Source organism: Oceanicola sp. S124 (genome assembly GCF_000220565.1).
GTDB lineage: Bacteria > Pseudomonadota > Alphaproteobacteria > Rhodobacterales > Rhodobacteraceae > Pseudooceanicola.
In genome coordinates this window covers 1-24,448 of the sequence record NZ_AFPM01000118.1, presented here as the reverse complement: position 1 = coordinate 24,448, position 24,448 = coordinate 1, and the positions used below count along the sequence as shown (strand labels likewise).

Below are 24,448 nucleotides of genomic sequence, written 5' to 3'. Positions count from 1 at the left end.
ATGCTTCTGGCGCTGTTCCTGTTCTTCGGGGCGGTGGTGCTCTGGGTCTTCCGGCCCGGCGCCCGCCGCACCTACCAGAGCACGGCAGGCATCCCCTTCCGTCACGAAGACCGTCCCGCCGCCGCTTCGGCGCCTGCGGAAGCTCAGGCAGGAAAGGACCTCCCGAAATGAGCGATGACCTGAAAGACAAGCACGGTACGACCGGCCACAGCTGGGATGGTATCGAGGAGCTGAACACGCCGCTGCCGCGCTGGTGGCTCTATACCTTCTACATCTGCATCGTCTGGGGGATCATCTACACGATCCTCTATCCCGCCTGGCCGCTGGTGAACCGCGCCACGGCCGGTGTCCTGGGCTATTCGACCCGGGCCGAGGTGGCCGAGCATATCGCCGAGGTCGAGGCCGCCAATGCCGGCATCAACCAGCGTCTCGCCGAGGCCGATCTGACCGCGATCGCCGCCGACCCCGAGCTGAACCAGTACGCCGTTTCCGCCGGGGCCTCGGTCTTCCAGACCTGGTGCGCCCAGTGCCACGGATCGGGCGCGGCTGGCGCGACGGGCTATCCCAACCTGCTGGACGATGACTGGCTCTGGGGGGGCTCGATCGAGGACATCCACTACACGGTGACCCACGGGATCCGGAACGAGGATGATTTCGACGCCCGCTACAGCCAGATGCCGGCCTTCGGTGCCGACGAGCTGCTGGAAGACGCGCAGATCGACGCGGTGGTCAACTTCGTCATGTCGCTGTCGGGCACGCCGCAGGATGCCGCGCTGGTCGAGGAAGGCGCCGTGGTGTTCGAGGAGAACTGCTCGTCCTGCCATGGTGTCGACGGCACCGGTGACCGAGAGCAGGGGGCGCCCAACCTCACCGATGCCATCTGGCTCTATGGTGGCGACTACGCGGCGATCCAAGAGACGGTCGAGAATGCCCGTTTCGGCGTGATGCCCAACTGGGGCAGCCGGCTGAGCGAGGCGCAGATTCGCGCCGTGGCCAGCTATGTGCACCAGCTCGGCGGCGGTGAGTAACCGCGCCTGACAAGATCGGTCGGGGGCGCTGGCCCCCGGTCCCCAAGATCCCCGCCCCCGTGGCGGGGCCGGCACCGGCCGCTTCGTCCTGTTCGCGCGTTTCCTTGAACGGTCGGTGCCATTTTTCTTCCCTGCCCCTGGCAGCAAGGCCCGCCCCGGATCATCGGGGCGGGCCTTTTCGCATCTGCGGCAGGTGGGTTGTCACCCACCCTACGCCTGCCGGAGGCGCCGCCCGTGAAGCCCGCGTAGGGTGGATGAAATCCACCTTCGCCCGGCCCCGGGGCGGGCCTCAGCCAAGCGGCCCGTCCGGCCAGCCCGGCCACCAGCGCGGACCCAGCCAGCCCAACCGTTCGCGCAGGGAAAACTTCGGACGCGCCGCTTGCTGCTGCGGGCGCGGCTGATGGCGCTGGTGTTCGCTGGCGCGGCGGACCCGTTCGTCCAGAGCGTCGAGGGGGCGGTAGAGGATCGGATCCATCAGCTGGCCTCCCCCGTGATGTCGCGGGGCTCGGCCCGTCGGGCCGCCTCGCGGGCGATCCGACCCCGCAGGGCGGCGGCCTCGAGACGGGGCAGGGTTTCGGCGGGGCGGTAGCCGCGGGGCAGGGGCGCCGGGTCCGTGCGGGTGGCTGTCATGTAGGTTTTCGCGTAGATCTGAAGCATCGGGGCTACTCCTGTGACTTCATTTGCCCCTTGTTTTATGCCTCCTGACAGAATCTACCTATTCAGGAATGCTGCCAACATGTAAGTCTGACTTACATGATTGACTGGCTCTCCCTCCCTTCGCTCACCGCCCTGCGCGCCCTCGCGGCCCTGGCCGAGACCGGCTCCACCGTCGCTGCGGGCAACCGTCTAAACGTCAGCCATGCGGCGGTCAGCCAGCAGGTGAAGGCGCTGGAAGAACACCTCGGCCTTGCGCTGGTGCGCCGTGGCGCCCGGTCGCTGGAGCTGACGGAGGAGGGGCGCCTGCTGGCCGACAGGGTGCTGGACGGCATGGCTGGCATCGAGGAGACGGTGCAGCAGCTGCGCGGCGAAGAGCAGGCCCGCCCGGTGCTGGTGACCTGTACGCCGACCCTGGCCAGCTACTTCCTGATGCCGCGCCTGGCCGAGTACCAGCAGGCTCATCCCGAGGTCTCGCTTATGATCGACCCGACGCCGCAGCTGCGCGATCTCGGGCCCGGCGGCGCCGATATTGCCCTGCGCTACGGCGACGGCAACTGGCCCGGCCTGACCACCGAACTGCTGGTGCGCAGCCCGGTCGCCGTCCTCGCCTCGCCCGAGCTGATTCCCCACGGGATCGACCCGGGACCGGCCGAGCTGGCCGACTACCCCTGGTTCCAGGAGCTGGGCACCAACGAGGCCAGCGACTTCCTGCAATGGCAGGGCGCGCGGCTGAACCCGACCCGCGGCGTGACGTCGCTGCCGGGCAACCTGATGGTCGAGGCTCTGCGATCGGGGCGCGGCGTGGGTGCCATGGCCAAGGCCTTCGCCGAAGAGGACATCCGCGCCGGCCGCCTGCGCCTGCTGCACGAGGACGCAAGAAAGAAAGGGTATTTCCTGCTGACCCGCCCGGACCGCCTGCGCCCCGCCGCGCGGGATTTCGCCCGCTGGCTGCGGCGGCAGGCCCGCGACGCCTGGGGGGATGCGACATAGGCGCGCAATAGGTACAGTGAAAATGTCGCATTTGATGCAAGTCAATGTTCCGCAAGCCTCTCCCTGCGAGAAGACTGCCAAGCACTGTCCGAAGGAATGCCGAAGTGACTGCCCCCGATACAGACCCCCCCCAGCTCTACGCCGCCAGGGAACCGATCTTTCCCCGAAGGGTAAAAGGGCGCTTCCGCAACCTGAAATGGCTCATCATGCTGGTGACGCTGGGGATCTACTACGTCACCCCCTGGCTGCGCTGGGATCGCGGCCCGAACCTGCCCGACCAGGCCGTGCTGATCGACCTCGCCAACCGCCGGTTCTTCTTCTTCTGGATCGAGATCTGGCCGCATGAGTTCTACTTCATCGCCGGCCTGCTGGTGATGGCGGGCCTGGGGCTGTTCCTGTTCACCTCGGCGCTTGGCCGGGTCTGGTGCGGGTATGCCTGCCCGCAGACCGTCTGGACCGACCTGTTCATCCTGGTCGAGCGCTGGATCGAGGGCGATCGCAACGCCCGCCTGCGCCTTCACCGGCAGAAAAAGTGGGATCTGCGCAAGGCCCGCCTGCGGGTGACCAAGTGGGTCGCCTGGCTGTTCATCGGGCTGGCGACCGGCGGGGCCTGGGTCTTCTACTTTGCCGATGCGCCCAGCCTGCTGCGCGACCTGCTGACCTTCAGCGCCCATCCGGTGGCCTATACCACCATGCTGATCCTCACCTTCACCACCTTCCTCTTCGGTGGTTTCGCGCGCGAGCAGATCTGCATCTACGCCTGTCCCTGGCCGCGCATCCAGGCGGCGATGATGGACGAGGACACGATCACCGTCGCCTACCGCGACTGGCGCGGCGAGCCGCGCGGCAAGCACCGCAAGGCCGAGGGTGCCGACCGCCTGGGCGACTGCATCGACTGCAACGCCTGCGTCAACGTCTGTCCCATGGGCATCGACATCCGCGACGGTCAGCAGATGGCCTGCATCACCTGCGCGCTCTGCATCGACGCCTGCGACGACGTGATGGACAAGGTCGGCAAGCCGCGCGGGCTGATCGACTACATGGCCCTGACCGACGAGGTCAGCGAACGCGCCGGCAAGGCACCCCGCAAGATCTGGAAGCATGTCTTCCGCCCCCGCACGATCCTCTACACGGTGCTCTGGGGGGCGGTCGGCATCGGGCTGGTGGTGGCGCTGTTCATCCGCTCGGATATCGACATCACCGTCGCCCCGGTCCGCAACCCGACCTACATCACCCTCTCGGACGGCACGATCCGCAACGTCTACGACGTGCGCCTGCGCAACAAGCTGGGCGAGGAACGGCAGTTCCGCGTCAGCGCCGCCGATGTGCCGGGCCTTGAGGTTCAGGTCGAGGGCAGCGAGGATGCCCTTGTGGCGGTTGCCCCGGACAGTACGCACCTGGCCCGGGTCTATGTCACCGCAGCGGCGGGCACGGCCCCGGCGGTCGCCGACCGCACCGGCTTCACCCTTTGGGTCGAGGACCTGGACAGCGGCGATCGGGCCAGCGAGGGCACGGTCTTCAACGGAAAGGAACAGTGATGAGCGAGACCATCGAGCCGCAGGGCTTCACGCTGAAGGGCTGGCACGTGCTGGCGGGCTTCGTCGCCTTCTTCGGGGTGATCATCGCGGTCAATGTCTACATGGCCAGCCAGGCCATCGGCACCTTCCCCGGTCTGGAAGTCGACAACACCTATGTCTTCAGTCAGGAGTTCAACGAGCGGGTCGCCGACCAGCAACGGCTGGGCTGGGTGGTCGGGGCCGAGACCCGCGACGGCTGGATCCACCTCTCGGTCACCGATGCCGCGGGCACCCCGGTGCGCCCGCAGGAGATCCACGCGGTGGTCGGACGTCCGACCGATTCCACCGACGACCTCGTGCCGCAGCTGGCCTGGAACGGGCAGGGCTTCGAGGCTCCGCTGGCGCTGACCGAGGGCAAGTGGATCGTCCGCTTCTCGGCCATCGCCGCCGACGGGACCGAGTTCATCCAGCGTCTCGACCTGCATGTGACGCGCTGAGGGCACCACCATGGCCGAACTGACCGGACATATCGGGACCGAGCGGGGCGGCCTTGCCGCCTGTCCCGCCTGCGCCGTCGCCCCGGCGGCCGAGGACCTGGCCGCCCGTGCCGCGCAGGTCGAGGGGGCCACGCTGGCGCTCTCGCTGCCCGGCATCCACTGCGCCGCCTGCATCGACACGGTCGAGCGTGCGCTGTCGCAGGCGCCGGGGGTACGCGAGGCGCGGGTCAACCTGACGCTCAGGCGGGCGCAGGTGAAGGCCGATCCCGAGGTCAGTGCGGAGGATCTGGTGCGGATCGTCGAGGGCGTCGGCTACGAGGCCCATGAGCTCGACCCGGGCACCATCGCCGCCACCGCCACCGACCGCGCGGGCCGGGCCCTGCTGATGCGCCTCGCGGTGGCCGGCTTTGCCAGCATGAACGTCATGCTGCTGTCGGTCTCGGTCTGGTCGGGCGCGGCGGATGCGACCCGCGACCTGTTCCACTGGATCAGCGCCGCGATCACCCTGCCGGCCATCGCCTTCTGTGCCCAACCTTTCTTCGTCAGTGCCTTCGCGGCCCTGCGGGTACGCCGCCTGAACATGGATGTGCCGATCGCCCTGGCCATCGCCCTGGCCCTCGTCACCTCCCTCTGGGAGACCTCGCTGTCGGGCGAGCACGCCTATTTCGATGCCGCGCTGACGCTGACCTTCTTCCTGCTGGCGGGCCGCTACCTGGATCACCGCACCCGTGCCGCCGCCCGCTCCGCCGCCGAGGAACTGACCGCGCTGGAAGTCCCCCGCGCTCTCGTGCGCCGCGACGGGGCCGAGGTGCAGCTGCCCGTGGCAGAACTGCGCATCGGTGATCTGGTGGTGGTGCGCCCCGGTGGCCGCATGCCGGTCGACGGAGAGATCGCCGAAGGGTCCTCGGAGCTGGACCGCTCGCTGCTGACCGGCGAGACGCGGCCCGTGGCGGCCCTGCCCGGGCAGGCCGTGAGTGCCGGAGAGGTCAACCTGACCGGCCCGCTGGTGGTGCGTGCCACGGCCATCGGCCGCGATACCTCGCTGGCGCGGATGGCCGATCTGGTGGCCATCGCCGAAAGCGGGCGGTCGCGCTACACCTCGCTGGCCGACCGGGCGGCGAAGCTCTATGCGCCGGGGGTGCATATCCTCTCGGCGCTTTCCTTCCTTGGTTGGTTCCTCTGGTCCGGTGACCTGCGCGTGGCGCTGAACATCGCCGCTGCGGTGCTGATCATCACCTGCCCCTGCGCCCTCGGCCTCGCCGTGCCCGCGGTCACCACGGCGGCCTCGGGGCGGCTGTTCCGGCGCGGCATGCTGGTCAAGCACGAGACTGCGCTGGAGCGCCTGGCGCAGGTCGATACGGTGGTCTTCGACAAGACCGGCACGCTGACCTCGGGCAAGCCGCGGGTGGTCAACCTTGGCGATCTTCCGGCCGAGGCGCGCGGCGTCGCGCTGGCACTGGCCTCGGCCTCTGCACACCCGCTGTCGCAGGCGCTGGCCGGGGCGCTGGCGGCAGAGACCCCCGCCCCCCTCAGTGATCTGCGCGAAGTCCCGGGCCATGGCACCGAAGCGCTGCTGGCCGGGCGGCGGGTGCGTCTGGGCCGCGCCGAGTGGCTGGGCGCCACGGCGGGCGACGAGACCGCCACCTGGCTGCAGACCCCCTCGGGCCTGACCGAGATCCGATTTGCCGACAGCTTGCGCCCCGGCGCCGCCGAGGCCGTTTCCGAGCTGCTGGCGCAGGGCCGGCACGTGGCGCTGATCTCCGGCGATGCCGAGGGGGCCGTGGCCGCCCTGGCGGCGCGTCTGGGGATCACCGACTGGCAGGCCGGCGCGCTGCCCGGCGACAAGGCGGCGCGAATCGCGGCCCTGCAAGAGGGCGGCGCGAAGGTGCTGATGGTCGGCGACGGCCTGAACGACACGGCCGCGCTTTCCACCGCGGATGTGTCGATTTCCCCCGCCTCGGCGCTGGATGCTGCGCGGGTTGCCTCCGATATCGTGCTGCTGGGAGGCGACCTGTCGCCCATTCCCGGGGCGCTGCAAACCGCCTCTCGCGCGACGCGGCGCATTCGTGAGAACTTCCGCATAGCGACGTTCTACAATGTGATCGCGGTGCCGCTGGCCGTGGCGGGGCTCTGTTCGCCCCTGATCGCGGCGCTGGCCATGTCGACCAGCTCGATCACCGTATCGCTCAACGCCCTGCGGCTGCGATAGGCAGTCGGGGACCGGGGCAGAGAGCCAGGGGCCCGCGTGGCCCGGAAGGGGACAAGGCAATGGATATTCTGGTCTGGCTGATTCCGATCTCGCTGTTTCTCGGCGGACTCGGACTCGTGGCCTTCATCTGGACGGTGCGCAGCGATCAGTACGAGGATCCCGACGGCACCAGCCAGCGCATTCTCTCGGATCAGTGGGACGAACACCCCAAGCCGTGACAGGGGCGGGCCAAGCCTTGACAGGGACAGGCCTCGGGCGCCCGGGGCGCGCTCACCCGCCGCCGATCAGGCGCCGGGGCTTACCATGAAGCAGGTCATGTTGCGGGCGTTCAGCCTGCGGCAGGTGCGGTCCGCCGCGTCGCGGGTCAGCCCCCTGAAGTTCGCATCGAACCCGGTGGTCGAGCGGACGACGGCGCGGTCTGCGCCTTCCAGCGTCTCGATCTCGGCCAGGGCTGTGGTCAGCAGCACGCGCTCGGCGGCGCCTTCGCTGGGATAACGCCCGACGTTCACGCTCCAGTTCGGATCCCCGGCAGAGGCGCTGCGGGTGACCAGCTGCACCTCGGGTTCGGGGGCAGGGGCGGGGGCGCTGTCGGCCGGCACTGCGCGGGAGAATTGCTGCAGCAGGTCGCCGGGGCGGGCGCGCGGCGAGATCGGGTTGTCCACCGGCCCGGCGGGCAGCGCTGCTGCGGCGACCTCGGCCACGGCTTCCTCGCCGGGGCTGATGGCATCGCTGCGCAGCCCCGTGGCGGCGAAGGCCAGCGCCTCGGCGGCAGCGGCATCGAGGGTGCCCGCATCCGGTCCTGCGGCCTCGGCCAGAAGCATCTCCTGCGAGGGCAGCACGTCCTGGCCAGTGTCGGGCTGGCCTGCGTCGGGGCGCGCCTTCGGGCGCAGCGAGCTGCGCGGCGCGGGGTTCACGCGAATCGTCTTGCCGGCGGCCATCAGCAGCGGATCACCGGGGTTGTAGGCGGGCTTGCCGGGGGCACGGACGGTGGCCGAGGCCGGTGCCCGCGAGAAGCCCAGGTCCAGCAGCTCGGTCATCTTGGCATTGCGCCAGGCGGTCGAGCGGCCACCGAAGACCGTCGCGATGATGTGCTTGTTGCCGCGATGCGCCGAGGCGGTCAGGTTGAAGCCGGCGGCACGGGTGTAGCCGGTCTTGATGCCGTCGGCGCCGTTGTAGGCGGCCAGGAACTTCCGGTTGGTGTTGTAGATCGTCCGGCCCTCGACATCGGCGGTGATGGACGAGAACAGGTGGAAGTACTCGGGGTAGTCGAAATAGAGATGCCGGCCCAGCGTGGTCATGTCGCGGGCCGTCGACAGGTGGCCGTCACGGGTCAGGCCATTGGCGTTGTTGAAGGTGGTGCGGGTCATCCCGAGCGCCTGGGCGGTCCGGTTCATCCGCCGGGCAAAGGCCGCTTCCGAGCCCTCGATGGCCTCGCCGATGGCGGTGGCGGCATCATTGGCCGACTTCACTGCCGCCGCGCGGATCAGGTAGCGCAGCTTGATCCGTTGGCCTTCGCGAAGGCCCAGCTTCGAGGGTTCCTCCTGTGCCGCATTTCTGGACACGCGCACCATGGTATCAAGCGAAATTTCGCCGTGCTCCACCGCTTCGAAGGCGATGTAGAGGGTCATCATCTTGGTCAGGGAGGCCGGATGCAGCCGCGTATCGGCATTGCGCGAGCGCAGCACCTCGCCGGTTCGGGCGTCGATCACCATCTCTGCATAGGGCGCGGCACGGGCTGCCGACGGCAGCAGTGACGTGCCGGCAAGAGCCAGTGCAATCATAAGAAATCTAAGGAAAAGCCCGGTAAGAGCCGGCCTCATGCTCCGCCCTGCCACATCAGTCACCATCTGCCTCGTCGCCACCGGTTTTCCGGTTGGTCCATACTGCCTCGCCGTTTTCGGCGTAGTCATCTTCTTCAAGTGTTATCACAGGGCTCCCGGGGGACAAAGTGACCATTTCTGGGCGAGGGGATGCCACCTGTGTACATCTTCCAGATGTAGTTATCCACACGGACTTACCCACAAGACAGGCGATTTCCGGGCGGATCCCAGGGGGCAAAGGCGGTCTTGTATTTGTGCAAATGTGCAGGGTTTTCAGGCTGCTGCGAGCCGAAGCTGAGACTTCCGGCGGAATCCGGCCGCCTCAGCCCAGGCGGTGCACCAGTTCGGGCAGCCCCGAGAGGTCCGGCAGGCTGTGGAAGCGCGGCTCGTCCTCGGGGGCATCGGCATGTTCCAGCGCCCAGGTCTGGCCATGCGGCACATGCACCCCGTGACCGCCGGCGCCGATCGCCGGCAGCACGTCGGACTTCATCGAGTTGCCGACCATCAGCGCCTGGTCCGGTCCGGTTCCGTGGGCGGCGAAGATGCGGGCGTAGACCGGGACGGTCTTGTCCGAGACGATCTCGACGCCGTTGAACAGATCTCCCAGGCCCGACTGGGCAAGCTTGCGTTCCTGGTCCAGCAGGTCGCCCTTGGTGATCAGCACCACGCGGTGGCTCTCGGCCAGGGTCTCGACCGCCTCGCGGGCATGGGGCAGAAGTTCGATGGGATGGGCCAGCATGTCCTGCCCGGCGGCGATGATCTGCGAGATGACCTCGCCCGGGACGCGCTGTTCGGTGACTTCCAGGGCGGTCTCGATCATCGACAGGACAAAGCCCTTGATGCCGAAACCATAGCGCCCGAGGTTGCGCCGTTCGGCCGCCAGCAGCCGTTCGGACAGGTGTCCGGCCTCGGCGTGATCGGCCAGAAGCTGGGCGAATCGTTCCTGCGTCAGCTGGAAGAAGCGTTCGTTGTGCCAGAGAGTATCATCCGCATCGAAACCGATTGTTGTGATTTTTCGAGTCATTTTGTCCCTGTACTCCCGGCTGGGCCTTCCCTGAGGCGTGGCTGACGTTATATAGAGCAGCCTGACCCCGAAACCTCAAACTGACCGCCGGCAGCCTCCTCTCAGCGTAGTTCACTGCTGCCAGGGCCTCCGGGCCCGACGCGAACCGGCGGAAGCGACGACCGACGTGACGATGTGTGATGAGATGATGACCCCGATGTCCGGGCGGGTTGACCCCGTGGCAGTTGTCCCCGTGGCGGATGCGCTCTCGCAGGCGGGCCGCATTGCGGCGCTGCGCCTTGCCGGCAAGGATGACGAGGGCGGTGATGACGGCGACCTGTCGGTGGTGCTGGACACCAAGCCGAAGACCCGGCGCCCGCCGCTCTACAAGGTCCTGCTGCTGAACGACGACTACACGCCGATGGAATTCGTCGTGCTGGTGCTGGAACGGTTCTTCGGCATGACCCATGCCCAGGCCTTCGAGATCATGCTGACGGTGCACAAGAAGGGCGTCGCCGTGGTCGGGGTCTTCAGTCACGAGATCGCGGAAACGAAGGTGGCGCAGGTGATGGATTTCGCCCGCAAGCACCAGCATCCGCTGCAATGCACCATGGAAAAGGAATAGGGCAGCCGATGCTCGGAACCCGTCTCACCCTCGCGATCGAGGGGGGCCTGCCGCTTCCCGAAGCGGGCAGGATCGCCGTTTTTGCCCCCCGCGCCGGGGCTGACCTCTCGGCCCTGCCGAAGGACCGGGTGGAGGTCGTGACCGGCTTCCGCCCCGACCATGTCGCCTTCGAGCGTCAGGGCTATGCGGTGAAGACCGCCGCCGAGGGGCCCTATGCCGCCGCCCTGGTCTGCCTGACCCGCGCCAAGGCCGAGGCCCGTGACCTGATCGCCCGGGCCTGCGCGGTTTCCGAAGGGCCGGTGATCGTCGACGGCCAGAAGGACGAGGGCGTCGATTCGATGCTGAAGGCCGCGCGCGGGCTGGGCCAGGTCTCGGTCCCGCTGTCCAAGGCCCATGGCAAGCTCTTCGTGATCGAGGGCGGCGATTTCTCGGGCTGGCGCGCGCCGTCCGGGCAGGTTGTCGACGGCTGGCAGACCGCGCCGGGCGTCTTCTCGGCCGATGGTGTCGACCCGGCCTCGGCGCTGCTGGCCGCGGCGCTGCCGCCGCTGTCGGGCCATGGCGCCGACCTTGGTGCGGGCTGGGGCTACCTCTCGGCCGAGGCGCTGAAGGCCTCTCCCAAGATCGCCGCGCTTGCGCTGGTCGAGGCCGACCATGCCGCGCTGGACTGCGCGCGGTTCAATGTCACCGACCCGCGCGCCAGCTTCGACTGGGCCGATGCCACCACCTGGAAGCCGGCGCGGATGCTGGATTTCGTGCTGATGAACCCGCCCTTCCACCAGTCCCGCAATGCCGACCCCGAGCTGGGCCGCGCCTTCATCCGCGCCGCGGCCGGGGCGATGACGCCGCGCGGCGTGCTCTACATGGTCGCCAATGCCCACCTCGGCTACGAGGCGGTGCTGGCCGAGAACTTCGGCGAGGTCGAGCGCATCGGCGGCGACCGCAGCTTCAAGCTGTTCCGGGCCGAGAGGCCCTCTCGCCAAAGGACGCCCGCCGGTCTAGGGTCCGGCAAGGGACGTCAGAGGGGACAAGCATGAGTTTCTCGATCGCTGGCAAGACCGCCATCGTGACCGGCGCCGCGCATGGCATCGGTCTGGCCATCGGTAAGCTGTTTGCCGACAAGGGCGCGAACGTCATGTTCGCCGACATGGACGAGGACCGGCTGCGCGAAGAGCTGGGCGAGGCCGTGGAAGAGGGCAACATCCGCTACTTTGCCGGCGACCTGCGCGAGAAGCTGACCATCGCCAACCTGCTCTCGGCGACCATCGACGCCTTTGACCAGGTGGATATCCTGGTCAATGCCTCGCGGCAGGTGCTGGTCTCGGACCCGCTGAACCCTGATGACGACGCCATGGAGACCATGCTGCAGCAGAACCTGCTGACGGCACTGAGGGTCACCCAGACGGTTGCCAAGCGGATGATCAAGCAGGCCGAGGCCCCCGACGGGCCACGCGGGGGCGCCATCGTCAACCTGTCCTCCATCGCCGCGCGGCGGACCCATCCCGACCTGATGGGCTTCTCGGTGGCCACGGCGGCGCTGGACCAGATGACCCGCTCGCTGGCCGTAGCGCTGGCGCCGCACGGGATCCGGGTCAACGCGCTGGCCTTCGGGTCCGTCATGTCCTCGTCCCTGCAGGAGGCGCTGCGCGACAACACCGATTTCCGCGAGGACATCGAGGATCACACCCCGCTGTCGCGCATCGCGCCGCCCAGCGAACTGGCCGAGGCGGTGCAGTATCTCGCCTGTGATGCCTCTTCCTTCATGACCGGCCAGATCGTTACCGTCGACGGTGGCCGCACCCTGCTGGACCCGGTCGCCGCGCCCGCGCACTGACTTTCGGGCAGCTCTCCATACCCTTTCCCCATCCGATGGCTGAAAATACTGCCCCGGAGGCATGGCCCCGGAGGGGCCAACCCCTTGCGGGCCTGGTCAATCGGCGCTCCTGCGGAGCCCCGAGCCTCCGGCGGCAGTATTTTTGGCCGTCGGATAGATGAAAGGGGGCGCCCTCTTCTGCCCGCGCGCGCTGGCTGCTAGGGAGTGGCATGCAGTGACAAGGAGCGGTTCATGGCAGAGATGACGGATGAGAAGGCACGCGCCAGCGCATGGTTCCGTGAGCTTCGCGACCAGATCGTCGCGGCCTTCGAGGGGCTTGAGGACGCCCAGGTCGCGGGACCTCTGTCGGATCAGCCTGCGGGTCGTTTCGAGGTCACGCCGACCAAGCGGACCAGCGAGGACGGCTCCGACGCCGGTGGCGGGCTGATGTCGGTGATGCGCGGAGGGCGGGTCTTCGAGAAGGTCGGGGTGAATGTCTCGACCGTCTTCGGCACCCTCGGGGAGCGGGCGCAAAAGTCCATGGCGGCGCGCAAGGGGCTGCCCGGCATGGCCGAGGATCCGCGTTTCTGGGCCTCGGGCATCTCTCTCGTCGCGCATATGCAGAACCCCCACGCCCCCGCCGTCCACATGAACACCCGCATGTTCTGGACGCCGCACGGCTGGTGGTTCGGCGGCGGCTCGGACCTGAACCCCTGCATCGAATACGCCGAGGACACCGCCCATTTCCACGCCGTGCAGAAAGAGCACTGCGACAGGCATGACGCCACCTATTACCCGCGCTTCAAGGAGTGGGCGGACGAGTACTTCTATATCCCGCACCGCAAACGGGCGCGCGGCGTCGGGGGGATCTTCCTCGACGATCACAACACCGGGGACTGGCAGGCCGATTTCGCCTTCATCCAGGATGTGGGCCGGGCCTTCCTGCCCGCCTTCCTGCCGCTGGCCGACAAGCGCCGCGCACAGGCCTGGGGCTCTGCGGACAAGGACGCGCAGCTAGTGCATCGCGGGCTCTATGCCGAATACAACCTGGTCTATGACCGGGGCACGAAATTCGGGCTGGAAACCGGGCATGACGCCAATGCCGTGTTGATGTCCCTGCCGCCGCTGGCAAAGTGGGTCTGAACCGGCAAACCCAGGGGGCGCAATGGACTACCTGAAGAGAGCCTGGACCGTGCTGGCGGGGATCTTCGCCCAGGTGGGCGAGATCAACATGGCGCTGGTCGCCGCGGGGGTGGCCTTCTACGCCATGCTGGCGCTGTTTCCCGGCATCGCGGCGCTGATCGCGCTCTGGGGGATCATCTCGGACCCTTCAGTGGTGATCGAGCAGTTGCAGCTGGTCCGCGAGATCATGCCGGACGAGGTCTATTCGCTGGTCGCGGCGCAGGTCTACAAGATCTCGGCCTCGTCGGGCTCGACGCTGGGCTGGGCGGGGGTGGTGTCCCTTGCCGTGGCGATCTGGTCGTCGCGGTCGGGCGTGGCGGCGATGATCCTGGGGCTGAACACCATCCACGGGCAGGAGAACCGCAGTTCCCTGCGTCACTACCTGACCGCGCTGCTGCTGACGGTGGCGCTTCTGGGGGTCGGGCTTGTCGCGCTGAGTTCCGTGGTGGTGCTGCCCATCGTGCTGACCTTCATCCCGCTGGGGCCCGTAGCCTCCTTCGCTGTCGAGGCGCTGCGCCTTCTCTGCGCCGTCACCGCCGTCATGGTCGGCCTGTCGCTGCTCTATCGCTTCGGGCCGAACAACCGCGGAGAGCGCATGTCCTGGGCCACCCCCGGCGCGCTGCTCAGCGTGGTGCTTTGGATGGGGGCCTCTTACGGGCTGTCCCTCTATTTCAGCAATTTCGCCAATTACAACGAGGTCTACGGCTCTCTCGGGGCGGCCATGGCGCTGCTGTTCTGGCTCTATGTCTCGGCCTTCGTGGTTCTGCTGGGGGCTTCGCTGAACGTGCAGATCGACCGGATGCGGGCGAAGTTCGCCGGTGCCCCGGATCCGGCCCCGCAGCGGGCCGAGACGGATACGGTGCTGACCGGCAAAGAGGCCGACGGCAGCGCCGTCGATGCCCCGGCCGTCGATGCCCCGAAGGAAGACCGGCTGGTCGAGGAGGGCCCGCTGCACGAGGCCGCAGGGGCTCCTGAAGATGTGCCGCAGGCCCCCGAGCACGATCCGCGCCCGGAGAAGGCCTGACAGCGTCCTGGGTCCCGGCTTCAGATCTTGCCGCGCACCGCGTCGATCATCAGCTGGACGTTCTCGGGATCGGCGTCCGGCGTGATGCCGTGGCCAAGGTTGAAGATATGCGGGCCCTTCGAGAAGGCCTTCACGATCTCCCTGGCTTCGGCCACCAGCGCATCGCCGCCCGTCACCATGTGCTTCGAGGCCAGGTTGCCCTGCACGCAGCCGTCGACCTGCACATTGGCCGCCGCCCAGTCGGGGCTGACCGAATTGTCCAGCGCGACGCAATCCGCCCCCGTGGCCCTGGCGAAGCCGACGTATTTCTCTCCCGCCTCGCGTGGGAAGGCGATGACGGGGATGCCGGGGTGGCGCGCCTTCAGCTCGGCGATGATGCGGCGGGCGGGTTCCAGCGCGTAGCGGTCGAAATCCGCACCCGAAAGCGAGCCGGCCCAGCTGTCGAACAGCTTCACCACCTCGGCGCCCGCCTCGATCTGCTTCGAGAGATATTCGATGGTGCCCTCGGTCAGCCGCTCCAGCAGCGCTTCGAACAGCGGACGGTTCTCGGCGATCAGCGCGTGCGCAGGGCCCTGGTCAGGGGTACCACGCCCGGCGATCATGTAGGTGGCCACGGTCCAGGGGGCGCCGGCGAATCCGATCAGCGTGGTCTCGGCGGGAAGTTCGCGCGAGAGGATCTTCACGGTCTCGTAGATCGGAGAGAGCACCTCGTGCACCTCCGATGCGGGTTTCAGCACGTCGAAATCGGCCTGGGTGGTCACGGTCGACAGGCGCGGCCCCTCTCCGGTGACGAACCACAGGTCGGCGCCAAGGGCCTGGGGCAGCAGCAGGATATCGGCAAACAGGATCGCCGCGTCGAAGCCGTAGCGGCGGATCGGCTGCAAGGTGACCTCGGCGGCCAGCTCGGGGTTGTAGCAGAGCGACAGGAAATCCCCGGCCTGGGCACGGGTGGCGCGGTATTCCGGCAGGTAGCGGCCTGCCTGGCGCATCATCCAGATCGGCGGGGTCGGCAGCACCTCGCCCTTGAGCGCGCGCAGGATCGTCTTCTCGGCCATGTCGTCCCTCTCGGTTTGTCGGTCTCTCTGGTCGCGTTCCGGGGGCTGAAAGTCAAGCGCGCGGCCTGCGACACCTCGGCCCGGTCGTGCCGCTTGCCAGCCTGCGCGGGCGCGCGTAACCAAGGGCCATGACGCAGACATTCCCGACCCCCGCCAAGCCCCTGAAGATCGGCACCCGTGGTTCTCCGCTGGCGCTGGCCCAGGCGCATGAGACCCGCGACCGCATCGCCGCCGCCTTCGATCTGCCGCGCGAGGCCTTCGAAGTCGTGGTGATCTCGGTGGCAGGCGACCGCATCCAGGACCGCGCCCTGCGCGAGGTGGGCGGCAAGGGGCTGTTCACCAAGGAAATCGAGGTGGCGCTTTCGGACGGAGAGATCGACATCGCCGTTCATTCGATGAAGGACATGCCGGTCGAGCAACCCGAGGGGCTGGTGCTGGATTGCTACCTGCCGCGCGAGGATGTGCGCGACGCCTTCGTCTCGCTCAACCATGCCTCGCTGGCCGATGTGCCCGAGGGCGCGGTCATGGGCACCTCGAGCCTGCGCCGCCGGGCGCAGTTGCTGGTGCGCCGTCCCGACCTGCAGGTTGTCGAGTTCCGTGGCAACGTGCAGACCCGGCTGCGCAAGCTGTCGGAAGGCGTGGCCGAGGCGACCTTCCTCGCAATGGCCGGGCTGAACCGGCTGGAGATGGCCGAGGTGGCGAAGAGCCCCATCGAGCCGGACCAGATGCTGCCCGCCGTCGCCCAGGGCGCCATCGGGATCGAGCGCCGCAGCGCCGACAGCGCCACGGCTGCGCTGCTCGAGGCGATCCACGACAGGACCACGGCGCAGCGGCTGGCGGCGGAACGGGCCTTCCTGACCCGGCTGGATGGCTCCTGCGAGACTCCGATTGCCGGGCTGGCCGAGCTGTCGGGCGGCACGCTGCGCCTGCGTGGCGAAATCCTGCGTCCCGATGGCAGCGAGGCACTGGCCGATGACCGCAGCGCTGCCGTCGAAGATGGCGCATTGCTGGGCACCGAGATGGCCGACGCCCTGCTGGCGCGCGCCGGCGCCGGGTTCTTCGATTTCAAGAGCTGAAAGGGCGGGCCGCGCGGACCCGTGCGCTCACTCGGAGGCGGTGCAGGTGCCTGCCGCGTGGCAGGCTTCGACCGCCGCGACCTGCTCGGGGTCGGGTGCGGCGAAGTGGTGGCCTCCGCAGGGGCCAAGCCCAAGGACGAGGCCCGTCGCGGTCTTCTGGACGAAGGCCAGCGCCTCGCCCGGGGCGGGTTGGCCGGCGCACCAGGGGCCAAGGCAGTTCAGCGTGACGGTCATGTCGAGGGCATAGTCGCCGCCAAACCCGCCCTTGCCGAGCGCTTCGCCGGTGAACCGGGCGGGAAAACTGATCTCTTCGGGGTTCGGATCGCTCAGATCGCGCTCGGGAAGGTCGAGCACGTCGAAGTCGAAGGTGCCGTGCAGCACGACATAGGTTTCGCGCGCTTCGGCGACCTGGGTGTAGCTTTGCCGGACGTCTGCGGGCAGGCAGGACAGGGCCAGGGCGGGACCGCCCGCAAGGGTGGCCACGATGCCCGTCACGAGGGAGATCGCGAGAACTGGTGCATGGGTCTTCAAATTCTGTCTCCTAGCAACTCAAGCACACGGGCGTAGACCGCGCGCTTGAAGGGGACGATGTTTTCCACCAGCTGTTCCGGCGGCATCCAGCGCCATTCGCTGAACTCGGGGTGCGGGGTTGCGATGTTCACATCCGCATCCGTGCCGTGAAAACGCATCAGGACCCACTTCTGTTCCTGTCCGCGATACTTGCCACCCCAGACCTTGCCCAGCAGGTGGTCGGGCAGATCGTAGGGAATCCATTCCTCTGTCTCGGCTTCGACGGTGACCATGCTGGCCTGAACGCCGGTCTCTTCCCAGAGCTCACGCAGCGCGGCGACCTCGGGGGTTTCGCCCTTGTCGATGCCGCCCTGGGGCATCTGCCAGGCGGGCACATCGGAATCCAGCCGCTGGCCGGTGAAGACATGGCCATCGGCATTGACCAGAACGACGCCCACGCAGGGACGGTAGGGCAGGGCGGCTTTCTGTTCGGGGGTCATGGATACCTCTTGCGATGTGCAGGGGGCATCCTACTCCTGCCGATGGCGAAGGCCAAGGCGCGCGCGGCGGGCGGCGCCCCTCCGCCCACCCTGTCCGAGGGCCGGAAATACTGCCGCCGGAGGCATGGCCCGGCACGGGCCACAGCCTGGCTGGCCTAGGCCCAGATCCCCGCCAGCTCGGCCGCCAGCCAGTCGCGGAAGCGGGCGAAACCGGGCAGCGCCTCGGACCGCTCGGGGTGGATCAGCATATAGGCCTGACCGGTGTCGAGCTGCCGCTCCGAGGCCAGTTTCAGCCGTCCCTCGGCCAACGCGCGCCCGGCGATCACCTCGGGCACCAGCCCGACGCCCAGCCCGGCTGCGGCGGCATCCACCACCATGTCGAAATGATCGAAACGTGCGCCGCGCAGGGCCTGGCGCGGATCGACCCCGGCCTCGCGGAACCAGTCCGGCCAGAGGGTCGGGCGGGTCGACTGCTGCAGCAAAGGCAGCGAGAGAAGTGCGGCGTCCGACAGCACCCCGCCGCGCACCAGCGAGGGCGCCGCCACGGCCACCAGCACCTCGTCCAGCAGATGCAGGTGCCGCGCCCCGCTCTGGCGATGTGCCGTGCGCTGGATCGCGAGGTCGAAGGGATCGGTGTCGAAGTTCACCGGCGCCAGCCGCGCCGCGACGTCGAAGCTGATGCCGGGCAGGGTGGCGCGGAAGGCGCCCAGGCGGGGAATCAGCCAGGAACGCCCGAAGGAGGGCAGCACCGAGATCCGCAGCACGCTGTCCTGCCCGCCGAAGGCCATGACAGAGGTCGCCGCCGCATCCAGCCGCGCCAGCAGGGCCTCGGCCTCGACCCGGAAGGACCGGCCCGCATCCGACAGCGCCAGCCGTTGCCGCGCCCGGGTGAACAGCGCCACCCCCAGCCGGTCTTCCAGTGCCGCGATCGAGCGCGAGACGGCGGATTGCGTCAAGCCCAGTTCTCGCGCCGCCCCGGTGGTGGTCCCGACGCGGGCGCATGCGCAAAAGGCTTCAAGCTCTCCGACGGAAGGTATGTAGGGCTTGCGCATACTTGGAACGCCTATTCGCCAAACTCATAGCTTTGCAAGAATTACGCGTTATCGCCGCCGCCGTCCATGGCCTAGATTGCCGCCAAAGGCCAGGGCCTCGCACGGCCCCCGCAACCCGAGGAGAGATCTCATGGATACCCCCAACCGCCCCGTCCTGAAGGACAAGGACCGCCCCAACATGTCCAGCTTCTCGTGGGAGGATCCCTTCCTGCTGGAGGACCAGCTGGAAGAGGAAGAGCGGATGATCCGCGACACCGCCCATGCCTTCGCGCAGGAAAAGCTGATGCCGCGGGTCGAAGAGATGTACCTGAACGAGGGCGTCGAGCCCGGTATCTTTGCCGAGATGGGCGAGATGGGTCTGCTGGGCGTCACTGTCCCTGAGCAATACGGCGGCATCGGTGCGGGCTATGTCAGCTACGGCCTCGTCGCGCGTGAGGTCGAGCGCGTCGATTCGGGCTACCGCTCGATGATGTCGGTGCAGAGCTCGCTGGTGATGTATCCGATCTACGCCTATGGCTCGGAAGAGCAACGGATGAAGTATCTGCCGAGACTGGCCTCGGGCGATTGGATCGGCTGCTTCGGCCTGACCGAGCCCGATGCGGGCTCTGACCCCGCCGGCATGAAGACCCGCGCTATCAAGACCGAGGGCGGCTACCGCCTGGTCGGCTCGAAGATGTGGATTTCGAACGCGCCGATCGCCGATGTCTTCGTTGTCTGGGCCAAGTCCGAGGCCCATGACGGCGCCATCCGTGGTTTCGTGCTGGAAAAGGGCATGAAGGGCCTGTCGGCGCCGAAGATCGGCGGCAAGCTGAGTCTGCGCGCCTCGATCACCGGCGAGATCGTGCTGGACAACGTGGAAGTGGGCGAAGAGGCCCTGCTGCCCCATGTCTCGGGCCTGAAGGGGCCCTTCGGCTGTCTGAATCGCGCCCGCTACGGCATCGCCTGGGGCGTCATGGGTGCCGCCGAGGATTGCTGGCACCGCTCGCGCCAGTACGGCCTGGATCGCAAGCAGTTCGGCAAGCCGCTGGCCGGCATGCAGCTCTACCAGAAGAAGCTGGCCGACATGCAGACCGAGATCGCCCTGGGCCTGCAGGCCGCCCTGCAGGTCGGTCGCCTGTTCGACCGCGCCAAGGCGGCGCCCGAGATGGTCTCTCTCATCAAGCGCAACAACTGCGGCAAGGCGCTGGATATCGCGCGGATGTCGCGGGACATGCACGGCGGCAACGGCATCCAGATCGAATACCAGGTGATGCGCCACGCCGCGAACCTCGAGACGGTGAACACCTACGAGGGCACCCACGACGTGCACGCGCTGATCCTCGGCCGCGCGCAGACCGGGTTGCAGGCCTTCTTCTGATCCCACGGGGCAGGTGAGAGATTGAAGGGCGTCGGGATACCGGCGCCCTTTCTGTTGGGAGCTTGGCGCTCTCTCCATCGCATGGCGCCAGATGGAAAGGGCGCGGGGGCTCTGCCCCCACCCGCCTGCGGCGGGCTCCCCCGCAGTATTTTCAGCCATCGGATGGGAACAGGGCTTTTCCTGTCGTGAGGGCGTGGCAGGATGGGTGGATGCTGAGCCATGTGACCATCGCCGTTTCCGATTTTGACCGTGCGCGGGACTTCTACCTGCCGCTGATGGCGCGGCTGGGGTTTGACGAGAGCTGGCTGGAGCCGGGGCGCGAAGCCGCCTTCCGCGAGCCGGGCACCTCGCGGCCGCTGTTCTTCCTGACCAGACCCTTCGAGGGCGAGGCGCAGCCGGGCAACGGGCCGATGGTGGCCTTCCTGGCGCGGGACCGGGCGACGGTGGAGGCCTGTTTCGCCCTGGCCATGGCCGCTGGCGCCAATGACGAGGGCAGGCCGGGGCTGCGCCCGCGCTATCATCCGGATTTCTACGGCGCCTATTTCCGCGACCCCGACGGCAACAAGGTCTGCGTCGCCTGTCACGCCGAGGAGAGCTGAGGCAGCATCTCGGCCAGAAGGTCCCAGGTGATGCGAAGGCGGCGGGCATGGGCCAGGTCGCGGTGCGCCACCAGCCAGACCGGGAAGGGAATCGGCGGCAGCAGCGGCGCGCGGGTCAGCTGGGCGTCGCCCTCGGCCCGGGAGAAGGCGCCCAGCCCCAGCCCGGCGTGACACATCTGCCATTGCACCAGGTGATTTGCGGTGGTGATCGGGAAGTTTGCTGGTCCGGTTTCAACGCCGAAGCCGCGCAGCAGGGCGGGTAGGCTGTCCTCGTGATCCCAGGCCAGGAAGCGGGCGCGGGAGAGGTCGGCCACCTCGCGCAGGTCTCCGAGCGAGGCGATATAGGCGGCGCTGCCGTAGAAGTGGCCGGTGTCGTCGGGCAGGCGCCTGCCGATCAGCTCGGGATCCTCGGGGCGGGTGTTGCGCAGGGCGATATCGGCTTCGCGCCGGGCCAGGTCGCTGATGTCGTTGGCGGCGCGGACCTCGACCTCGATACCGGGGTGAAGGGCCTGAAGGCGGGCGATCACGGCGGGCAGGCGGAAGGCGGCGTAGAACTCGGAGGCTGTGATCACAACGCGCCCCTCGACCTGATCCGAAAGCCCGGCAGCCGAGCGCGAGAAGGCCAGCGCCGCCTCGGCCATGGCGCGGGCGCGGGGCAGCAGGGCACGTCCCGCCGGGGTCAGCACCAGGCTGCGCCCCGTCCGGTCGAAAAGCGCGAGGCCCAGCTCTTCTTCCAGCGCGGCGACCTGGCGGCCGAGTGTCGGCTGGGTCAGCTTCAGCGCCCGCGCGGCCGCCGAGAAGGAGCCGGTCTCGGCAGTGGCGAGGAAGGCGCGGGCGCGGCCCCAGTCGAAGGTGATGCGGGACATATCCATGCATATTCGTATGGATGATCTGCGTATTCAGTCAATTATATTTGTGTCGTCCCGGGACTATCTCCCTGGCCAGCAGTGATGGAGCGAGATCATGAAAGCAATTGTCTACAGGGACTACGGCGGCCCCGAGGTTCTGTCGGTGGCCGAGATCGAGACGCCCCGGCCCGGTCCGGGGGAGATGCTGGTAAAGGTCGAGGCGGCGGCGGTGACCACGGCGGACTGGCGCCTGCGCGCGGCGGCCTTTCCGGGCATCCTCGGGCCCGTGGGGCGGGCGATGTTCGGCTGGCGGCGCCCGCGCAACCCGGTGCTGGGCAGTGCCTTCGCCGGAGAGGTCGTCGCGGCCGGGGCGGGGGCGGATATCGCCGCCGGCCCGGTGCTGGGTTTCGTGCCGGGCGGGGCGCATGCAGAGTACCTGATCGTGAAACCCGGCCAGTGCGTCGTCGCGCGCCCCTATGGGCTGGATGCCGAGGCGGCGGCGGCGCTGCCTTTCGGCGGTCTGTCGGCGCTGGTCTTCCTGCGCGACGTGGCGAAGGTCACGCCGGGGGCGCGGGTCCTGGTCCTCGGCGGCTCGGGCGAGGTCGGGGCGATGGCGGTGCAGGTCGCCCGTGCCATGGGCGCCCGGGTGAGCGCCATGGCCAGCGCACCGAACCTGGCGCTGCTGCACGAGCTGGGCGCCGAAGAGGCGCTGGACTACCGCAGCCAGCCGGTGACGGGGCTGGGGCGGCGGTTCGACCTTGTGTTCGATACCTTCGGGGCCTGCGACCTGACCCAGGCGCGGCAGGTGCTGGTGCGGGGCGGGCAGTTCGTGCCGCTGAACTTCGGGCTGCGCGAGATGCTGCAGGCACTGACCAATTGCCTGCGCGCCCGCAAGCTGCGGCTGCATGTCAGCACGGACCGGGCAGGGGACCTGGCGGAGCTGGTGGCGATGCAGCAGGCCGGGCAGCTGCGCCCGCTGGTCGGGCAGAGCTTCCCGCTGGATCAGGTGCGCGCGGCCCATGCGCTGGTCGAGAGCCGCCACAAGCGCGGCGCGGTCGTGCTGCGCATGGGGTGAGGCCACTAAAAACCCCTCGCGGCGGGACCGCGAGGGGTGATGATTGCACGATGGGGCCGGCCTTACTTGTCGGCCGGCGCCGCCATGACCGTGGTGCGGTACTCGGGTCCGAGGGCGGCGAGGCCGCGCAGGATGTCGATGGCATAGGCCAGCTGGTAATCCTCGTCGCGCAGCTCGGCGGCCTTCTCAGCCTTCTCGCGTTCTTCCTCGATCTGGCGGATCTCGTCCTCGCTCAGCGAGTCGTTGTCGAGGGTGCCGCGCAGGTCGGCCTCGGAGCGGCGCGGGGTATCCGCGGGCTCGTCCTCGTCCTCGGCATTGGGATCGACGCGCGGCTGATGCACCACGATGTCGGGCGAGATGCCGAGGTTCTGGATCGAGCGGCCCGAGGGCGTGTAGTAGCGCGCCGTGGTCAGCCGGATCGAGCCGTCGCCGCGCAACGGCATCACCGTCTGGACCGAGCCCTTGCCGAAGCTCTTGGTGCCGACGACGATGGCGCGGCGGTGGTCCTGCAGGGCACCCGCGACGATCTCTGAGGCCGAGGCGGAGCCGCCATTGACCAGCACCACGATCGGCTTGCCCTCGACCAGGTCACCCGAGGCGGCGTTGTAGCGTTCGCCCTCGCCGGGGTTGCGGCCCCGGGTCGAGACGATCTCGCCCTCTTCGAGGAAGGCGTCCGAGACCTTGATCGCCTGCAGTAGCAGACCGCCCGGGTTGTTGCGCAGGTCCAGCACCACGCCGTTGATGTTGTCGAGGCCGCTGGCCTTCTCGATCTCTTCTGCCAGGCCCGCTTCCAGGTTGGGATAGGTCTGGTCGTTGAAGGCCGAGATCCGCAGCACCACCGTATCGCTTTCGGTCCGGGCGCGGACGGCGGTCAGCTTGATGGTGTCGCGGACGATGGTGATGTCGAAGGGCTCGGGCTCTCCCTCGCGCACGACGGTGATCACGATCTCCGAACCGACGGGGCCGCGCATCATCTGAACAGCGTCATCCAGCGTCAGGCCCAGCACCGACTCGCCGTCGACATGGGTGATGAAGTCTCCGGCCTCGACACCGGCCTCGTAGGCGGGGGTGTCGTCCATCGGGGTGACGACCTTCACGAAGCCCTCTTCCTGGGTCACCTCGATGCCGAGACCGCCGAATTCGCCGCGCGTCTGCACACGCAGGTCATCGGCCTCTTCCGGCGGGTGGTAAGAGCTGTGCGGGTCGAGCGAGGTCAGCATGCCGTCGATGGCCGCCTCGATCAGCTCGGAGGGTTCGACCTCTTCGACGTATTGGCCGCGGATCCTTTCGAAGACATCGCCGAAAAGATCGAGCTGCTCGTAGACCGAGCTTTCGCGGGCCTTGTCCTGCGCCAGCAGCGGCGGGGCAATCTGGGTGGTGGCCACGATGGCCACCGTCATGCCGCTGACCGCTGCCATGGCGAATTTCTTCATCATTGCGTGTCCTTCGTGACTGCGAACCAGGTTTCGGGGTCGCGGGGCGTGCCGCCCTCTCTGACCTCCATGTAAAGCGTTTCCGAGCGGTCTTGACCAGAGCCGTCCCGGGCCTGTGCCAGAATGGCGCCCGGTTCAGGGACCTGCCCGCCCATTAGGCCAAGCGGTGCCCCTTCCGGCAGCACCTCTCCAATCTCTCCGTAGACGATATCCAGCCCGGCCAGAACAAAGAGTAAACCCGCCTGCGGTTCAAGTACCATCACGTTTCCGTAGTCCATCAGCGGACCCAGGTAGCGGATCGTCGCCGGCACCGGCGTCGTGACCAGGGCGCGGGGGCGGGTGGCCAGCAGGATGCCGGGCCGGGCGACGCCGGCGGCGTCTGCCTCCTCCGCGCGGCGCAGCAGGGTGCCCTGCACCGGCAGCGGCAGCCTGCCCTTCAGGGCCTCGATGTTCTGCGAGACCGGGTCCTCGCCGTCGCGGGTGATGTCGGGCAGGCCGTCCGCGAAGGCGCGCAGGGTCTCGGCGGTGGCGACCAGCAGCTGGGTCTTCATCGGGTCGGCGGTGAAGCGGCGCGGAAGGTC

General features: G+C 68.4%; 27 protein-coding genes. 16 read left to right on the top strand and 11 right to left on the bottom strand.

The genetic code is table 11. The features are described from left to right. Both OS124_RS26505 and ccoP read left to right on the top strand, forming a co-directional pair. Nucleotides 1-171: a cbb3-type cytochrome oxidase subunit 3 gene (locus tag OS124_RS26505; RefSeq protein ID WP_010139114.1), complete on the top strand. Its 171-nt coding sequence runs from the start codon at nt 1-3 to the stop codon at nt 169-171. Next, on the top strand, nt 168-1,028 hold the full coding sequence (gene ccoP / locus OS124_RS0108650; protein ID WP_010139113.1) for a cytochrome-c oxidase, cbb3-type subunit III: 861 nt from the start codon (nt 168-170) through the stop codon (nt 1,026-1,028). Before OS124_RS26505 ends, ccoP begins: the two co-directional genes overlap by 4 nt. Before the next feature lie 289 nt (nt 1,029-1,317). On the opposite strand, the gene OS124_RS0108645 is transcribed toward ccoP, so the two are convergent. Beyond that, on the bottom strand, nt 1,318-1,503 hold the full coding sequence (locus OS124_RS0108645) for a hypothetical protein (protein WP_010139112.1): 186 nt from the start codon (nt 1,501-1,503) through the stop codon (nt 1,318-1,320). Next, a complete protein-coding gene (locus tag OS124_RS0108640) occupies nt 1,503-1,685 on the bottom strand; it encodes a hypothetical protein (RefSeq protein WP_010139111.1) in 183 nt (60 codons plus the stop codon). Before OS124_RS0108640 ends, OS124_RS0108645 begins: the two co-directional genes overlap by 1 nt. A gap of 96 nt (nt 1,686-1,781) precedes the next feature. On the opposite strand from OS124_RS0108640, the gene OS124_RS0108635 reads away from it, so the two are divergent. The 5 genes from OS124_RS0108635 to ccoS all read left to right on the top strand — a co-directional run bounded on the left by OS124_RS0108635 (nt 1,782) and on the right by ccoS (nt 7,116). Further along, on the top strand, nt 1,782-2,675 hold the full coding sequence (locus tag OS124_RS0108635) for a LysR family transcriptional regulator (protein ID WP_010139110.1): 894 nt from the start codon (nt 1,782-1,784) through the stop codon (nt 2,673-2,675). Between the two features lie 104 nt (nt 2,676-2,779). Continuing rightward, a complete protein-coding gene (gene ccoG, locus OS124_RS0108630) occupies nt 2,780-4,213 on the top strand; it encodes a cytochrome c oxidase accessory protein CcoG (RefSeq protein ID WP_010139109.1) in 1,434 nt (477 codons plus the stop codon). Then, nucleotides 4,213-4,689: a FixH family protein gene (locus OS124_RS0108625; RefSeq protein ID WP_010139108.1), complete on the top strand. Its 477-nt coding sequence runs from the start codon at nt 4,213-4,215 to the stop codon at nt 4,687-4,689. Before ccoG ends, OS124_RS0108625 begins: the two co-directional genes overlap by 1 nt. Nucleotides 4,690-4,699: 10 nt before the next feature. Then, nucleotides 4,700-6,898, top strand: a complete 2,199-nt coding sequence (locus OS124_RS0108620; protein ID WP_010139107.1) for a heavy metal translocating P-type ATPase — start codon at nt 4,700-4,702, stop codon at nt 6,896-6,898. Nucleotides 6,899-6,957: 59 nt separating this feature from the next. Continuing rightward, entirely contained in the window at nt 6,958-7,116 is a 159-nt protein-coding gene (ccoS, locus tag OS124_RS0108615) for a cbb3-type cytochrome oxidase assembly protein CcoS (protein WP_010139106.1), read from the top strand. A gap of 66 nt (nt 7,117-7,182) precedes the next feature. Here ccoS and OS124_RS0108610 read toward each other — a convergent pair whose 3' ends face one another. Both OS124_RS0108610 and OS124_RS0108605 read right to left on the bottom strand, forming a co-directional pair. After that, complete coding sequence (locus tag OS124_RS0108610) at nt 7,183-8,679, bottom strand: D-alanyl-D-alanine carboxypeptidase family protein (RefSeq protein ID WP_010139105.1); 1,497 nt, start codon at nt 8,677-8,679, stop codon at nt 7,183-7,185. A 361-nt stretch (nt 8,680-9,040) separates the two neighbouring features. Beyond that, nucleotides 9,041-9,742 (bottom strand): HAD family hydrolase, encoded by a 702-nt coding sequence (locus OS124_RS0108605; RefSeq protein WP_010139104.1) that lies wholly within the window; start codon nt 9,740-9,742, stop codon nt 9,041-9,043. A 271-nt stretch (nt 9,743-10,013) separates the two neighbouring features. Here OS124_RS0108605 and clpS point away from each other — a divergent pair, with 271 nt between their 5' ends. From clpS to OS124_RS24090, 5 genes are all read left to right on the top strand, one after another. After that, the gene (gene clpS / locus OS124_RS0108600; protein WP_029375294.1) at nt 10,014-10,346 is read left to right on the top strand and encodes an ATP-dependent Clp protease adapter ClpS; all 333 of its coding nucleotides are present in this window, start codon (nt 10,014-10,016) and stop codon (nt 10,344-10,346) included. A gap of 8 nt (nt 10,347-10,354) precedes the next feature. After that, a complete protein-coding gene (locus OS124_RS0108595) occupies nt 10,355-11,380 on the top strand; it encodes a class I SAM-dependent methyltransferase (protein ID WP_010139102.1) in 1,026 nt (341 codons plus the stop codon). After that, nucleotides 11,377-12,177, top strand: coding sequence for an SDR family NAD(P)-dependent oxidoreductase (locus OS124_RS0108590; RefSeq protein ID WP_010139101.1), 801 nt, complete (start codon nt 11,377-11,379; stop codon nt 12,175-12,177). Before OS124_RS0108595 ends, OS124_RS0108590 begins: the two co-directional genes overlap by 4 nt. Nucleotides 12,178-12,408: 231 nt before the next feature. Continuing rightward, nucleotides 12,409-13,299 (top strand): oxygen-dependent coproporphyrinogen oxidase, encoded by an 891-nt coding sequence (hemF, locus tag OS124_RS0108585; RefSeq protein ID WP_010139100.1) that lies wholly within the window; start codon nt 12,409-12,411, stop codon nt 13,297-13,299. Between the two features lie 22 nt (nt 13,300-13,321). Further along, nucleotides 13,322-14,362 carry a YihY/virulence factor BrkB family protein gene (locus OS124_RS24090; protein ID WP_010139099.1) on the top strand — a complete coding sequence of 347 codons (1,041 nt, stop codon included), beginning with the start codon at nt 13,322-13,324 and terminating at the stop codon, nt 14,360-14,362. A 20-nt stretch (nt 14,363-14,382) separates the two neighbouring features. Here the strand turns inward: OS124_RS24090 and hemE are convergent, their stop codons facing one another. Continuing rightward, complete coding sequence (hemE, locus tag OS124_RS0108575; RefSeq protein ID WP_010139097.1) at nt 14,383-15,417, bottom strand: uroporphyrinogen decarboxylase; 1,035 nt, start codon at nt 15,415-15,417, stop codon at nt 14,383-14,385. Nucleotides 15,418-15,545: 128 nt separating this feature from the next. On the opposite strand from hemE, the gene hemC reads away from it, so the two are divergent. Next, nucleotides 15,546-16,493, top strand: coding sequence for a hydroxymethylbilane synthase (hemC, locus tag OS124_RS0108570; RefSeq protein ID WP_010139096.1), 948 nt, complete (start codon nt 15,546-15,548; stop codon nt 16,491-16,493). A gap of 27 nt (nt 16,494-16,520) precedes the next feature. On the opposite strand, the gene OS124_RS24085 is transcribed toward hemC, so the two are convergent. The 3 genes from OS124_RS24085 to OS124_RS0108555 all read right to left on the bottom strand — a co-directional run bounded on the left by OS124_RS24085 (nt 16,521) and on the right by OS124_RS0108555 (nt 18,555). Beyond that, nucleotides 16,521-17,024: a hypothetical protein gene (locus tag OS124_RS24085; protein WP_010139095.1), complete on the bottom strand. Its 504-nt coding sequence runs from the start codon at nt 17,022-17,024 to the stop codon at nt 16,521-16,523. Beyond that, a complete protein-coding gene (locus OS124_RS0108560; RefSeq protein WP_010139094.1) occupies nt 17,021-17,503 on the bottom strand; it encodes an RNA pyrophosphohydrolase in 483 nt (160 codons plus the stop codon). Before OS124_RS0108560 ends, OS124_RS24085 begins: the two co-directional genes overlap by 4 nt. A 155-nt stretch (nt 17,504-17,658) precedes the next feature. Further along, nucleotides 17,659-18,555 carry a LysR substrate-binding domain-containing protein gene (locus tag OS124_RS0108555; RefSeq protein WP_029375292.1) on the bottom strand — a complete coding sequence of 299 codons (897 nt, stop codon included), beginning with the start codon at nt 18,553-18,555 and terminating at the stop codon, nt 17,659-17,661. A gap of 130 nt (nt 18,556-18,685) precedes the next feature. Here OS124_RS0108555 and OS124_RS0108550 point away from each other — a divergent pair, with 130 nt between their 5' ends. After that, nucleotides 18,686-19,912, top strand: a complete 1,227-nt coding sequence (locus OS124_RS0108550) for an acyl-CoA dehydrogenase (protein ID WP_010139092.1) — start codon at nt 18,686-18,688, stop codon at nt 19,910-19,912. 209 nt (nt 19,913-20,121) lie between these two features. After that, a complete protein-coding gene (locus tag OS124_RS0108545) occupies nt 20,122-20,511 on the top strand; it encodes a VOC family protein (protein ID WP_010139091.1) in 390 nt (129 codons plus the stop codon). Here the strand turns inward: OS124_RS0108545 and OS124_RS0108540 are convergent. Next, the gene (locus OS124_RS0108540; RefSeq protein WP_010139090.1) at nt 20,493-21,383 is read right to left on the bottom strand and encodes a LysR family transcriptional regulator; all 891 of its coding nucleotides are present in this window, start codon (nt 21,381-21,383) and stop codon (nt 20,493-20,495) included. The two genes, OS124_RS0108545 and OS124_RS0108540, sit on opposite strands and share 19 nt — an antisense overlap. A gap of 91 nt (nt 21,384-21,474) precedes the next feature. Between OS124_RS0108540 and OS124_RS0108535 the strand changes: the two genes are divergently transcribed. Beyond that, on the top strand, nt 21,475-22,434 hold the full coding sequence (locus OS124_RS0108535; RefSeq protein WP_010139088.1) for an NAD(P)-dependent alcohol dehydrogenase: 960 nt from the start codon (nt 21,475-21,477) through the stop codon (nt 22,432-22,434). A gap of 62 nt (nt 22,435-22,496) precedes the next feature. Here the strand turns inward: OS124_RS0108535 and OS124_RS24080 are convergent, their stop codons facing one another. Then, on the bottom strand, nt 22,497-23,867 hold the full coding sequence (locus OS124_RS24080) for a S41 family peptidase (protein WP_010139087.1): 1,371 nt from the start codon (nt 23,865-23,867) through the stop codon (nt 22,497-22,499). Further along, the coding region (locus OS124_RS27380; RefSeq protein WP_010139086.1) for a hypothetical protein at nt 23,867-24,448 on the bottom strand (582 nt) is incomplete at its 5' end. The genes OS124_RS27380 and OS124_RS24080, both read right to left, overlap by 1 nt.

What these genes read in the sequence shown, in the direction of transcription:
- ccoS (WP_010139106.1), top strand. Translation starts at nt 6,958, where the DNA reads ATGGATATTCTGGTCTGGCTGATTCCGATCTCGCTGTTTCTCGGCGGA.
- OS124_RS0108640 (WP_010139111.1), bottom strand. Translation starts at nt 1,685, where the DNA reads ATGCTTCAGATCTACGCGAAAACCTACATGACAGCCACCCGCACGGAC.
- hemE (WP_010139097.1), bottom strand. Translation starts at nt 15,417, where the DNA reads ATGGCCGAGAAGACGATCCTGCGCGCGCTCAAGGGCGAGGTGCTGCCG.
- OS124_RS0108635 (WP_010139110.1), top strand. Translation starts at nt 1,782, where the DNA reads ATGATTGACTGGCTCTCCCTCCCTTCGCTCACCGCCCTGCGCGCCCTC.
- hemC (WP_010139096.1), top strand. Translation starts at nt 15,546, where the DNA reads ATGACGCAGACATTCCCGACCCCCGCCAAGCCCCTGAAGATCGGCACC.
- OS124_RS0108545 (WP_010139091.1), top strand. Translation starts at nt 20,122, where the DNA reads ATGCTGAGCCATGTGACCATCGCCGTTTCCGATTTTGACCGTGCGCGG.
- OS124_RS24080 (WP_010139087.1), bottom strand. Translation starts at nt 23,867, where the DNA reads ATGAAGAAATTCGCCATGGCAGCGGTCAGCGGCATGACGGTGGCCATC.
- OS124_RS0108560 (WP_010139094.1), bottom strand. Translation starts at nt 17,503, where the DNA reads ATGACCCCCGAACAGAAAGCCGCCCTGCCCTACCGTCCCTGCGTGGGC.
- OS124_RS0108620 (WP_010139107.1), top strand. Translation starts at nt 4,700, where the DNA reads ATGGCCGAACTGACCGGACATATCGGGACCGAGCGGGGCGGCCTTGCC.
- OS124_RS0108535 (WP_010139088.1), top strand. Translation starts at nt 21,475, where the DNA reads ATGAAAGCAATTGTCTACAGGGACTACGGCGGCCCCGAGGTTCTGTCG.
- OS124_RS0108590 (WP_010139101.1), top strand. Translation starts at nt 11,377, where the DNA reads ATGAGTTTCTCGATCGCTGGCAAGACCGCCATCGTGACCGGCGCCGCG.
- OS124_RS0108625 (WP_010139108.1), top strand. Translation starts at nt 4,213, where the DNA reads ATGAGCGAGACCATCGAGCCGCAGGGCTTCACGCTGAAGGGCTGGCAC.
- OS124_RS0108555 (WP_029375292.1), bottom strand. Translation starts at nt 18,555, where the DNA reads ATGCGCAAGCCCTACATACCTTCCGTCGGAGAGCTTGAAGCCTTTTGC.
- OS124_RS26505 (WP_010139114.1), top strand. Translation starts at nt 1, where the DNA reads ATGCTTCTGGCGCTGTTCCTGTTCTTCGGGGCGGTGGTGCTCTGGGTC.
- OS124_RS0108605 (WP_010139104.1), bottom strand. Translation starts at nt 9,742, where the DNA reads ATGACTCGAAAAATCACAACAATCGGTTTCGATGCGGATGATACTCTC.
- OS124_RS24090 (WP_010139099.1), top strand. Translation starts at nt 13,322, where the DNA reads ATGGACTACCTGAAGAGAGCCTGGACCGTGCTGGCGGGGATCTTCGCC.
- OS124_RS0108550 (WP_010139092.1), top strand. Translation starts at nt 18,686, where the DNA reads ATGGATACCCCCAACCGCCCCGTCCTGAAGGACAAGGACCGCCCCAAC.
- ccoP (WP_010139113.1), top strand. Translation starts at nt 168, where the DNA reads ATGAGCGATGACCTGAAAGACAAGCACGGTACGACCGGCCACAGCTGG.
- hemF (WP_010139100.1), top strand. Translation starts at nt 12,409, where the DNA reads ATGGCAGAGATGACGGATGAGAAGGCACGCGCCAGCGCATGGTTCCGT.
- OS124_RS0108595 (WP_010139102.1), top strand. Translation starts at nt 10,355, where the DNA reads ATGCTCGGAACCCGTCTCACCCTCGCGATCGAGGGGGGCCTGCCGCTT.
- OS124_RS0108540 (WP_010139090.1), bottom strand. Translation starts at nt 21,383, where the DNA reads ATGGATATGTCCCGCATCACCTTCGACTGGGGCCGCGCCCGCGCCTTC.
- OS124_RS0108610 (WP_010139105.1), bottom strand. Translation starts at nt 8,679, where the DNA reads ATGATTGCACTGGCTCTTGCCGGCACGTCACTGCTGCCGTCGGCAGCC.
- OS124_RS0108645 (WP_010139112.1), bottom strand. Translation starts at nt 1,503, where the DNA reads ATGGATCCGATCCTCTACCGCCCCCTCGACGCTCTGGACGAACGGGTC.